Source organism: Nocardioides sp., assembly GCF_964228225.1.
GTDB lineage: Bacteria > Actinomycetota > Actinomycetes > Propionibacteriales > Nocardioidaceae > Nocardioides.
Genome location: NZ_CAXQZB010000046.1, coordinates 186,129 through 196,931 on the forward strand (window position 1 = coordinate 186,129; position 10,803 = coordinate 196,931).

Annotated in this window: 11 protein-coding genes; 4 read left to right on the forward strand and 7 right to left on the reverse strand. The window is 72.1% G+C overall.

Going from position 1 to position 10,803, the window contains the following annotated elements; genetic code table 11:
• Window positions 1-118: 118 nt before the first annotated feature.
• Both ACERUJ_RS11230 and uvrA read right to left on the reverse strand, forming a co-directional pair.
• On the reverse strand, window positions 119-538 hold the full coding sequence (locus ACERUJ_RS11230; protein WP_370248607.1) for a Rieske (2Fe-2S) protein: 420 nt from the start codon (window positions 536-538) through the stop codon (window positions 119-121).
• A 121-nt stretch (window positions 539-659) separates the two neighbouring features.
• On the reverse strand, window positions 660-3,641 hold the full coding sequence (uvrA, locus tag ACERUJ_RS11235; RefSeq protein ID WP_370248608.1) for an excinuclease ABC subunit UvrA: 2,982 nt from the start codon (window positions 3,639-3,641) through the stop codon (window positions 660-662).
• Window positions 3,642-3,845: 204 nt separating this feature from the next.
• Between uvrA and ACERUJ_RS11240 the strand changes: the two genes are divergently transcribed.
• Window positions 3,846-4,334, forward strand: coding sequence for an MBL fold metallo-hydrolase (locus ACERUJ_RS11240; RefSeq protein ID WP_370248609.1), 489 nt, complete (start codon window positions 3,846-3,848; stop codon window positions 4,332-4,334).
• Window positions 4,335-4,349: 15 nt separating this feature from the next.
• Window positions 4,350-4,523 carry a hypothetical protein gene (locus ACERUJ_RS11245; RefSeq protein ID WP_370248610.1) on the forward strand — a complete coding sequence of 58 codons (174 nt, stop codon included), beginning with the start codon at window positions 4,350-4,352 and terminating at the stop codon, window positions 4,521-4,523.
• 94 nt (window positions 4,524-4,617) lie between these two features.
• Here the strand turns inward: ACERUJ_RS11245 and ACERUJ_RS11250 are convergent, their stop codons facing one another.
• From ACERUJ_RS11250 to ACERUJ_RS11270, 5 genes are all read right to left on the reverse strand, one after another.
• The gene (locus ACERUJ_RS11250) at window positions 4,618-4,980 is read right to left on the reverse strand and encodes a hypothetical protein (protein ID WP_370248611.1); all 363 of its coding nucleotides are present in this window, start codon (window positions 4,978-4,980) and stop codon (window positions 4,618-4,620) included.
• A 167-nt stretch (window positions 4,981-5,147) separates the two neighbouring features.
• A complete protein-coding gene (locus tag ACERUJ_RS11255; RefSeq protein ID WP_370248612.1) occupies window positions 5,148-5,738 on the reverse strand; it encodes a hypothetical protein in 591 nt (196 codons plus the stop codon).
• Between the two features lie 210 nt (window positions 5,739-5,948).
• Complete coding sequence (locus ACERUJ_RS11260) at window positions 5,949-7,073, reverse strand: 2Fe-2S iron-sulfur cluster-binding protein (RefSeq protein ID WP_370248613.1); 1,125 nt, start codon at window positions 7,071-7,073, stop codon at window positions 5,949-5,951.
• Between the two features lie 60 nt (window positions 7,074-7,133).
• Window positions 7,134-7,439 carry a hypothetical protein gene (locus ACERUJ_RS11265; RefSeq protein ID WP_370248614.1) on the reverse strand — a complete coding sequence of 102 codons (306 nt, stop codon included), beginning with the start codon at window positions 7,437-7,439 and terminating at the stop codon, window positions 7,134-7,136.
• 12 nt (window positions 7,440-7,451) lie between these two features.
• Complete coding sequence (locus ACERUJ_RS11270; RefSeq protein ID WP_370248615.1) at window positions 7,452-8,597, reverse strand: Rieske 2Fe-2S domain-containing protein; 1,146 nt, start codon at window positions 8,595-8,597, stop codon at window positions 7,452-7,454.
• A gap of 98 nt (window positions 8,598-8,695) precedes the next feature.
• Between ACERUJ_RS11270 and ACERUJ_RS11275 the strand changes: the two genes are divergently transcribed.
• Window positions 8,696-9,883 carry an acyl-CoA dehydrogenase family protein gene (locus tag ACERUJ_RS11275; protein ID WP_370248616.1) on the forward strand — a complete coding sequence of 396 codons (1,188 nt, stop codon included), beginning with the start codon at window positions 8,696-8,698 and terminating at the stop codon, window positions 9,881-9,883.
• Window positions 9,884-9,921: 38 nt separating this feature from the next.
• A partial coding sequence (locus ACERUJ_RS11280; protein ID WP_370248617.1) for an acyl-CoA dehydrogenase family protein occupies window positions 9,922-10,803 on the forward strand: 882 nt, incomplete at its 3' end.

Here is a 10,803-nt window from a genome sequence, read left to right on the forward strand (position 1 = left end):
TCCCGACAACCCGGTGCCGGTGGTACCCGTCGCCCGTCGTCACCAGCAGACGGCAGGTGTGTCGGGCCTTAGGACCTGCCGTCTGCTTGGTGCGACGGAGGACGGCGAACCCCACCCCTCAGGCGGTGACGATGTTGTCGCCCTCCAGACGCACGGCGACGCGCCCCAGCGGAGCGTCGGCGGGGCCGTTGGCCACGCTGCCGTCGGTGATGGAGAACCGGCTGCCGTGCACGTCGCACTCGATGCCGTCGGCGCCGACCCGGGCCAGCGGGAGGCCCTGGTGGGTGCAGATGTTGCTGTACCCCTCGAAGGTGCCCGCCACCGGCTGGGTGACCACGACGCCGGCGTCACTGAGCACGACGCCGCCGCCCACCGGGACGTCGGCGGCGGGGACGAGGACCTCCCCCGCGGCGGGCGCGGCGGTGGTGTCGCCGCCCCCGCATCCGGCGAGGGCCACCGCGACGCCGAGGGCGCCGAGTCCCTGGAACACCATGCGTCGGGTGGGGCGGGGCTCACGATCGGTCTGCGCGTCGGTCATGTCGGGACCACCTGGGGTGTGGGTTGTCGGGCCGGGGCGCCGGCCGCAGGGCCGGGTCTGGCTCGAACGTAGTTGAAGGATCCACCGTTTCAACCGCTCGTGCGGACGAATCGAGCTCCCCTCAGCTCTCCCGGGCCTTGGCCCGCGCCTGGGCGGCCGCCTTCTTGCGGGCCGCCCGCTTGGCCATCTGGGTGGCGGGGAGGTCGTCGGTGGCCGCCTTCGGCCGGCCGGGCTGGGCGGCCTCGCGACCCTCCAGCAGCGGCTTGAGGAACCGGCCGGTGTGGCTGGTCTCGTGGGCCGCGACCTCCTCCGGCGTGCCCTCCACGACGACGAGTCCGCCGCGGGACCCGCCGTCAGGGCCCATGTCGATGATCCAGTCGGCGGTCTTGATGACGTCGAGGTTGTGCTCGATGACCAGCACGGTGTTGCCGGCGTCGACCAGGCGCCCGAGCACGAGCAGCAGCTTGCGGATGTCCTCGAAGTGCAGGCCCGTGGTGGGCTCGTCGAGCACGTACACCGTGCGTCCGGTGGAGCGCTTCTGCAGCTCGGCGGCCAGCTTGACCCGCTGCGCCTCGCCGCCCGACAGCGTGGTGGCGGGCTGGCCGAGCCGGACGTAGCCCAGCCCCACCTCCACCAGCGTCGTGAGGTGACGGGCGATCGCCGGGACCGCGGCGAAGAACTCCACGGCCTCCTCGATCGGCATGTCGAGGACCTCGGCGATGGTCTTGCCCGTGTAGTGCACCTCGAGGGTCTCGCGGTTGTACCGCGCGCCGTGGCAGACCTCGCACGGGACGTAGACGTCGGGCAGGAAGTTCATCTCGATCTTGATCGTGCCGTCGCCGGCGCAGGCCTCGCAGCGACCGCCCTTGACGTTGAAGGAGAACCGGCCCTGGAGGTAGCCGCGCACCTTCGCCTCGGGCGTGGCCGCGAAGAGCTTGCGGACGTGGTCGAAGACGCCGGTGTAGGTGGCGGGGTTGGACCGGGGGGTGCGCCCGATCGGCGACTGGTCGACGTGGATCACCTTGTCGACGTGCTCGAGGCCGGTGATGCGCTGGTGGCGCCCCGGGATGGCCCGCGCGGAGTAGATCTGCTTGGCCAGGGAGGTGTAGAGGATGTCGTTGACCAGGGTCGACTTGCCCGAGCCGGACACGCCGGTGACGGCGGTGAACACGCCCAGCGGGAAGGCCACGTCGACGTCGCGCAGGTTGTGCTCGCGGGCGCCGATCACCTTCAGCTCGCGGCCCTTCGTGCGGGGCCGGCGGATCGCGGGCACGGGGATCTCGCGGCGCCCGGAGAGGTACTGCCCGGTGACGGAGTCGGGGTGGGCGAGCAGGTCGGGCACCGTGCCGCTGTGCACGACCTGGCCACCGTGCTCGCCGGCGCCGGGACCGATGTCGACGATCCAGTCGGCCTCGCGGATGGTGTCCTCGTCGTGCTCGACGACGATGAGGGTGTTGCCGAGGTCCTTGAGCCGCACCAGGGTCTCGATGAGGCGCTGGTTGTCGCGCTGGTGCAGCCCGATGGAGGGCTCGTCGAGGACGTAGAGCACGCCCACGAGGCCCGCACCGATCTGGGTGGCGAGCCGGATGCGCTGGGCCTCCCCGCCCGACAGCGACCCCGAGGGCCGGTCCAGGGAGAGGTAGTCGAGCCCGACGTCGAGCAGGAACTGCAGCCGCTCCTGGATCTCCTTGAGCACGCGCTCGCCGATCTGGCGCTCGCGGGCGCTGAGGTCGAGCCCGCGCAGGTAGGCCGCGGACTCCGCGATCGGCAGGGCGCAGACCTCGGCGATGTTGAGGCCGCCGTTCTCGCGCGCGCCGAGGGTGACCGAGGTCGACACCGACTTCAGCCGGCTGCCATTGCAGGTCGGGCAGGGCACCTCGCGCATGAAGCCCTCGAAGCGCTCGCGGCTGGTGTCGGTCTCGGCCTCGCGGTGACGACGCTCGACGTAGCGGCGCACGCCCTCGAAGTCGGCCTGGTAGGACCGCATCCGGCCCAGGCGGTTCATGGTGACGACCTGCACCTTGCGCGGGTAGCCGTCCAGGATCGTCTGCTGCACCTTGGGCTGCAGGTTCTCCCACGGGGTGTCGATGTCGAAGTCGAGCACGTCGCCCAGGGCACCGAGCAGCTTGAGGAAGTAGTCGGCCACGGTGGCGTGCGACCACGGCTGCAGCGCACCCTCGGCGAGGGTGGCGGTGGGGTCGGGGACCACCAGCTCGGGGTCGACCTCCATCTTCGTGCCCAGGCCCGAGCAGGCGGGGCAGGCGCCGAAGGGGCTGTTGAAGGAGAAGGAGCGCGGCTCGAGCTCGTCGGTGTCGATGACGTGGTCGTTGGGGCAGGCCATCCGCTCGCTGAACTTCTGCTCGCGGTCGGGCGCGTCGGCGTCACGGTCGACGAAGTCGAGCACCACCAGTCCGCCGGAGAGCCGCAGGGCGGTCTCGACGGAGTCGGTGAGACGGCGCCGGGCGGTCTCCTTGACCGCGATCCGGTCGATGACGACGTCGATGGAGTGCTTGTACTTCTTGTCCAGCGTGGGCGGGGCGTCGAGGGTGTGGGTCTCGCCGTCCACGCGCACCCGGCTGAAGCCCTGGGTCTGCAGCTGCTTGAACAGCTCGACGTGCTCGCCCTTGCGGCCGCGCACCACCGGGGCGAGCACCTGGAAGCGCAGCCCCTCCTCCATCGCCAGCACCCGGTCGACGATCTGCTGCGGGGTCTGCCGCTCGATCGGCGCCCCGCAGGTGGGGCAGTGCGGCCGGCCGGCACGGGCGTAGAGCAGGCGCAGGTAGTCGTAGACCTCGGTGATGGTGCCGACCGTCGAGCGCGGGTTGCGCGAGGTCGACTTCTGGTCGATCGACACCGCCGGCGAGAGGCCCTCGATGAAGTCGACGTCGGGCTTGTCCATCTGGCCCAGGAACTGGCGGGCGTAGGCGGAGAGCGACTCGACGTAGCGGCGCTGTCCCTCGGCGAAGATCGTGTCGAAGGCCAGCGAGGACTTGCCCGACCCCGACAGCCCGGTGAACACGATGAGCGCGTCGCGGGGCAGGTCGAGGGAGACGTCCTTGAGGTTGTGCTCGCGGGCGCCTCGGATGATGAGCTGGTCGGCCACGGTCGTCCTCGGGCTTCCTCAGGTGCGGGGGCGGTTGTCTGGCGGGTGCCACGGCGGGCGGGGGTTCGAACAAGTGTTCGTCACGCGCTGCTCCGGGGCAAGTCGACGCACCGCGCTCCGCCGGGGCCATCCTTCCCCCTGCGACCTCACCCCCGCGACAGGGGCCCGTCGCGGGGGACGTCGCGGCGTGGCACGATCGGCTCCGTGACGTACACCGGAGAGGTCCAGGTCGGGGGCGCCCCGGCGGTCCGCACGCTGCAGGAGCTGACGATCACCAAGGTGGCCGTCGACGAGAAGATGGCCAACAACGCCTACCTCCTGCGCTGCCACGCCACGGGCGAGCAGCTGCTCGTCGACGCCGCCGACGACGCCGACGCCCTGCTCGCACTGGTCGGCGACGGCGGCCTCGCCACGGTCGTCACCACCCACCAGCACTGGGACCACCACCGGGCGCTGGCCGCCGTCGTCGCCGCCACCGGGGCCTCGACCGTGGCCGGTGCCCCCGACGCCGACGCCATCACCGAGCAGACCGGGGTGGCCGTCGACGTGCGCGTCGAGCACGAGGACGTCGTGCGCGTCGGCGCGTGCGAGCTCAACGTCATCCGCATCACCGGCCACACCCCCGGCTCGATCGCGCTGGCCTACCACGACCCCGCGCCCGGCGGCTCGTGGCACCTGTTCACCGGCGACTAGCTGTTCCCCGGCGGCGTGGGCGGCACCTTCGGCGACGACGCCGCGTTCGTGTCCCTCATCGACGACGTCGAGCACCGCGTCTTCGGCACCCTGCCCGACGACACCTGGTTCTACCCCGGCCACGGCGGCGACTCCACGCTCGGCGCCGAGCGGCCCCACCTCGCGGAGTGGCGCGAACGCGGCTGGTAGCCCGCGCGGGATCCGGCGCCGGGGCCGGAGGGCCCTGACGTCGCCGCCCGGCGGTCGCAGCAACCTCCCTTGCCGCGGCGTCCGGGGGGCGCGGTCAGGCGGTGCGCCCCACGAGACGTGAGACGACCGGTCCCCGGAGACGACGCGCGAGCTCGGCGTCGTCCAGCGCGGCGTCGAGCAGATCGAGCAGCGCGATGCCGTCGTGGGCCTGGACCCACCACCAGACGGCGGTGGGGGTGACCGGCAGCCCTTCCAAGCGCGCTACGTGGCGCATGAATCCGGCGAGGTGCGGCTCGGGCACCCCGTGGTGGGCCAGCAGGTCGACCACGTCCGCCCAGGTGGCACGGGTCGGGTCGGCCGCCACTGCACGCAGCCGGGCACCACGACCCACACCGTCGGCCCAGTACCGGCGCACCCGCAGCACAGCGGCGCGCGAGACCAGGGCGGGGGTGATCATGGGTGACGGACCTCGGGGCGTGGGGACGGTGGACGGTGCCACCGATCCTGGCGCGCGCGAGCACGCCGCGACACCGGCCGGACGCTCAGGGCCGGATGGCCCGTTCGGGCCAGGTCACCCCGCCGATCGGACGTGCACGGGCGTGGGGCGACAGGCCCGGGGGCCGCTCAGGCGGCCAGTCCGTCGTCGTCGACCGTGAAGTCCAGGGCGGCCAGCACGTCCTCCGACGCGGGGCGCACCGGTGCGGGCAGGCCACCGACCGGCAGCACCTGGGGCATCGCCGCGGCAGCGCTGGCGCCGGCGGCCCCCGGAGCGGTGCGGGCGGTGAGGCGGGTCTCGGGCAGGTCGTAGCCGTTGAGCCGGGCGAAGACGCGCAGCTCCTGCAGGTCCGGCACGGTGCCGGCGCCGAGGTGGCCGAGCAGCTCGGCGTGGCCGAGGTCGGCACCGACGACGACCTGCAGCGCGTCGGCGCCGTGCTGCTGGATCCAGAGCCACATCGTGAACGGCTTGACGCCGAGCTCGCGGGCCCGAGCGACCAGCTGCGCCGCCTCGGCGCGGGGCAGACCGGCCACCACGAGGGCGGCGTGGATGTCGCCCGAGTTCACCTCGGTGGGGTGCTGGGTGACCCAGGTCCGACGCCGGCGGGCGTCGGCGTCACGGGCGCCGGCGGAGGCCGGCGAGGCCACCGACCAGGCGCCGACGAGGGCGATCACGCCCAGGACCACGACGCCGACCACACAGATCACGGTGACGGTCATGGCGGTGTCCTCTCGTCGGCGCCCGATGCGGCGCTGCTGGGCACGGTCCCGCCGACCCTCTCCCCAGAGGTGCGACGAGACCGTGTGACACCAGTGAATCGGTAACAGCACGGTGGCGCCAGTTGTTACCGAATATTGGATAAAGAGGTCTAGACCAGTCCGTGCCGATGAAAGTTTGTTACCAATCTGTGGATCAGGCCCCCGGGGGTATCAGGAGTAGGTGACGCGCACCACGTCGGCGAGCGGCGTGGCCTGGCAGGCCAGCCGGATGCCCTCGTCGAGGTCCTCGGCGTCGAGGACGTCGTTGTGCGCCATCGCCAGGTCGCCCTCCAGGAGCCGCACCGCACAGGCCGAGCACTCCCCCTCCCGGCACGAGTACGGCGCCTTGACGCCCTTGGACTCCAGGAACTCCAGCAGCGTGCAGCGCCCGTCCCAGTCGTCGAACTCCACCGTGGTGCCGTCCAGCTCGGCGCTGACGACGACGGGACCCGCGACCGCACCTCCCTCTCCCACGGCGTCGGCGGCATCGGCGGCCTCGGTCGCCTCCGCGGCGTCCTGGGCCTGCTCGAGCGCGGCGTCGGCCCCTGGGGCACCTGGGTCCACGACGACGTCGGGGAAGGGGTTGCCACCCAAGGAGACGAACTTCTCCTGGTGGCGCCGCTCCCGCGGGAACCCGAGCTCCTTGAGTGCGGTGGCGACCAGCTTCATGAACGGCGCCGGCCCGCAGCAGAACGCGTCGCGCTCGAGGTGGTCGGCGGCGAGCGCGCGCAGCTGCTCCAGCGACGGCAGTCCCTGCACGCTTTCCAGCCAGTGGATGACCTGGAGGCGGTCGGGGTGCGCGGCCGCGAGGTCGCGCAGCTCCTCGGCGAAGATCACCGAGGCCTCGTCGCGGTTGGCGTAGAACACCAGGATCCGGCCCGACCCGTCGCGCAGCGCGGTGCGCAGGATCGACATGATCGGGGTGACGCCGCTGCCGCCGGCGAACAGCAGCAGGTCGGCGTCGAGGTCCTTCGGCGTGAAGATCCCGCTGGGCGGGAGCACCCGCAGCGTGGAGCCGGGCCGGACCTCGTCGCAGATCCAGTTGGAGGCGTACCCCTCGGCGGTGCGCTTGACCGTGACCGTGAGGCGGTCGGCGCCCGCGGTGGGGCTGCTGGACAGCGAGTAGCAGCGGGCCGCGATCCCCGTGAGGTCGCTCGGGATCGCCAGGGTCAGGAACTGGCCGGGACGGTAGGCGAAGGCCTCCCGGTCGGCGGCGGGGACGGCGAAGGTGACCGAGCGGGCGTCGGCGGTCTCCTCGACCACCTCGACGACCTCCAGCTCGTAGGACTGCTCCACGGCGGTGTGCTCTCCTGCGGGTGCTTGTGGGGTGGGCCGACCGGCGACCCGGCGGCGGGTTCAGTATCCGTCGAGGGCGCCCACGGGCACGTCACCGTCCCGGGTGGCGGCCTCGATGCTGGCGGTCAGCCGCGCACAGCCGGCGTGCAGCGTCCGGCCGTCGGGGCCCGCCCGGTCGATGCGCGCCAGCTCGGGGCACGCGGCCCGCGCCTGCGCCGACCACTGGATGGAGGTCTGGTGCTCGCTGTTCTTCTTCACGCGCACGCGCGCGAGGCAGTCCAGGCAGGCCACCTCCACCAGGCGCGCCTGCGTGTAGAGCTGCTGGTCGACCAGGGTGGCCGGGTCGTGCGGCACGAAGGACGCCATGGCGGCGGGGCCTCAGTGGGCCGCGGGCGCGCCGTCGGCCGCGTCCTGCTCGGCCTTCTCGCGCAGGTTCTCGGCCACCTCGGCCTGCCAGAACTCGTTGGCCTTGGTGGTGTCGACCTCGAACTCGAACCGGTCGGTCATCTCGGGCGCGACGTCGGCGACGTCGACGTAGAACTGCTCGTACCAGCGGCGCAGCTGGTAGACCGGCCCGTCCTCCTCGCACAGCAGCGGGTTCTGCACCGGGACCTTGTTCTTCCAGATGTGCACGTCCTGGAGGAACCCGTCGCCGAACATCTCGGCGTACTTGCGCCCGATGAAGTTGGCGGTGTCGTCGTCCATGCCCTCGGGCTTCTTCACCACGATGCCGTACTGCAGGGTGAAGGAGTCCGGTCCGGTCGGGATGTGGCAGTTGATGAGCACGACCTCGGTCTGGAAGCCCTTGTAGTCGGTGTCGAGCCAGTTGATCATGTACGACGGCCCGAAGTAGGTGGCCTCGGACTTGAGGAACAGCTCGGCGCTGCCGTAGCCGCCGGCCTTGTCGGGGCGGCCCTTGGACTCCATGTACTGCGTGGCGCGGTGGCCCTCGAAGACGTTGCGGAAGCTGGTCGGGAAGGCGAAGTGGACGTAGTAGAAGTGCGCCATGTCCACGACGTTGTCGATGAGCTCGCGGCAGTTGGAGCCCTCGATCTCCTCGCTGACCCACACCCAGTCGGTGTACTCGCCCTCGGCGAGGCCGGGCAGCTGCGGCGGCAGCAGGTCGTGGTCGGCGGCCGAGCCCTCGACGTCGTGCCACACCATCAGCTGGTCGTTGACGATCGCGGTCTCGTAGCGCTGGGTGCGGGCCCGCAGCGGCACGCGGCGGGCGTAGGGGATCAGCTTGCACTTGCCGTCGCCGCCCCAGCGCCAGTCGTGGAAGGGGCAGGCGATCTCGTCGCCCTTGACCGAGCCCTGGGTGAGGTCGCCGCCCATGTGACGGCAGTACCCGTCGAGCACCTTCAGCTCGCCCTGGGAGTCGGCCCAGACGACGAGCTTGGTCCCGAAGGCGCGCACCGCGTGCGGCGCGCCGTCACGGAAGCTCGAGGCCAGACCCAGGCAGTGCCAGCCGCGCGCGAAGCGGGTGGGGGCGGTGCCCTGGTCCAGGCTGCGGATCTCGCTCATGACATGCCTTCCTACCGTGCGGTCCCCGCGGCCGGGGACCAGGTGCCATCTTCCGAAGGAGGCTAGCCCAAAACGAGAACACGTTCTAGTCTTGCCGCATGCGCGTAGCCCTCGAACCCGAGCACCTCCGTCTCCGCGCGGAGCTCCAGGAGTACTTCGACCAGCTGGTCACGCCCGAGCGTCGTGCGGGCCTGGCCTCGGCCACCGGCGAGTTCGGTGAGGCCGGGGTCTACAAGGAGGTCATCCGGCAGATCGGCGCCGACGGCTGGCTGGGCATCGGCTGGCCCGCGGAGTACGGCGGCCAGAACCGGTCGATGATCGAGCAGCTGATCTTCACCGACGCCGCCGCCGTCGCCGGGGTCCCGATCCCCTACCTCACGCTCAACACGGTGGGGCCGACGATCATGCAGTACGGCACCCAGGAGCAGAAGGACTACTTCCTGCCCAAGATCCTCGCCGGCGAGCTGCACTTCTCCATCGGCTACTCCGAGCCCGGCTCGGGCACCGACCTCGCCTCGCTGAAGACCCGCGCGGTACGCGAGGGCGACGAGTGGGTGATCAACGGCCAGAAGATGTGGACCTCGCTCATCCAGTACGCCGACTGGATCTGGCTGGCCTGTCGCACCGACGCCGACCTGCCCCGCCACAAGGGTCTGTCGATGATCCTGGTGCCCGCCGACGCCCCGGGCTTCTCCTACACCCCCGTGCACACCGTGGCCGGGGTGCACACCAGCGCCACCTACTACGAGGACGTGCGCGTGCCGGTGTCCAACCTGGTGGGCGAGCTCAACGGCGGATGGCCACTGATGACGAACCAGCTCAACCACGAGCGCGTCTCGCTCACCTCCGCGGCCCCGACGATCCACTCCCTCAACCTCGTGCGCGAGTGGGCGCAGGCCACCAAGAACCCCGACGGCCAGCGCGTCATCGACACCGAGTGGGTGCAGCTGGCCCTGGGCCGGGCCCACGCCCGGGTGGAGGCGCTGTCGCTGCTGAACTGGAAGCTCGCCGCCGACGCCGACGCCGGGGTGGGCCTTTCGCCCGCCGAGGCCTCGGCGATCAAGATCTACGGCTCGGAGCTGAACACCGAGGTCTACCGCACGCTGATGGAGATCGTGGGCCCGCACGCCGGACTCACGGCCGACTCCCCCGGCGCCGCCCTGGCCGGGCGGCTCGAGCGGTTCCACCGCTCCTCCCTCGTCATGACCTTCGGCGGCGGCACCAACGAGATCCAGCGCGACATCATCGGCTACGTCGGGCTCGGCCTGCCGGCCGCGAAGCGCTGACCGACCCCGCCCCCACCCTTCCCGGAACAAGGATCCCGATGGACTTCACCTTCACCCCCGAGCAGGACGAGGCCGCCGCCCTCACCGCTCGGATCCTCACCGACCGCGCCACCACCGCCCGCATGAAGGAGGTCGAGGCCGCCGGCGACCGGTTCGACCGCGACCTGTGGCGCGAGCTCGGCGAGGCCGGGTTGCTCACCCTCCATCTGCCCGAGGCCGTCAACGGCGCCGGTCTCGGGCTCATCGAGCTGGCCCGCGTGCTCGTCGAGGTCGGGCGCCGCGTGGCGCCCGTCCCGCTGGCGGTGCACGGTGCGGCCACCGCGGTGCTGGCCGGTGAGTCCGGCGCCGCCGCCGAGGCCGCGACGTCGTGGCTCGACGGCGAGCGCCTGCTCACCGTCGCCCTCGCCGAGGAGCGCTCGCACCTGCCCCAGCGCCCCACCGTCGTCGCCCGCGCCGAGGGCGCCGGCTGGGCGCTGTCGGGCACCAAGGTGCTCGTCCGCGCCGGGATGGCCGCCGACGCCGCGCTCGTCACCGCCACCCTCGCCGAGGAGGGCGGCACCGCGGTGTTCCTGCTCGACCTCGGCGCCGCCGGTATCACCCGGGTCGCGGGCCGGGTCAGCGACGGCGACAGCGTCGCCCGCCTGGACCTCGAGGCGGCCCCGGCCGTGCGGCTGGACGTCGAGGCCTCCCGGCTGCACCAGGTGGTGCTCGCCTGCAGCGCCGCCGAGCAGCTCGGCGTCACCGAGGGCGCGCTGGCGCTCACGGCCGCCTACGCCAAGACCCGCGAGCAGTTCGGGCGGCCGATCGGCACCTTCCAGGCCGTGTCGCAGCGCCTGGCCGACGGCTACATCGACGTCCTGGCGCAGCGGCTCACGCTGTGGCAGGCCGTGTGGCGGCTCGCCGAGGGTCTGCCGGCCGAG

Excerpts from the sequence above, each read along its gene's own strand:
- ACERUJ_RS11230 (WP_370248607.1), bottom strand. The coding sequence starts at position 538 with ATGACCGACGCGCAGACCGATCGTGAGCCCCGCCCCACCCGACGCATG.
- ACERUJ_RS11250 (WP_370248611.1), bottom strand. The coding sequence starts at position 4,980 with ATGATCACCCCCGCCCTGGTCTCGCGCGCCGCTGTGCTGCGGGTGCGC.
- ACERUJ_RS11255 (WP_370248612.1), bottom strand. The coding sequence starts at position 5,738 with ATGACCGTCACCGTGATCTGTGTGGTCGGCGTCGTGGTCCTGGGCGTG.
- ACERUJ_RS11265 (WP_370248614.1), bottom strand. The coding sequence starts at position 7,439 with ATGGCGTCCTTCGTGCCGCACGACCCGGCCACCCTGGTCGACCAGCAG.
- ACERUJ_RS11270 (WP_370248615.1), bottom strand. The coding sequence starts at position 8,597 with ATGAGCGAGATCCGCAGCCTGGACCAGGGCACCGCCCCCACCCGCTTC.
- ACERUJ_RS11275 (WP_370248616.1), top strand. The coding sequence starts at position 8,696 with ATGCGCGTAGCCCTCGAACCCGAGCACCTCCGTCTCCGCGCGGAGCTC.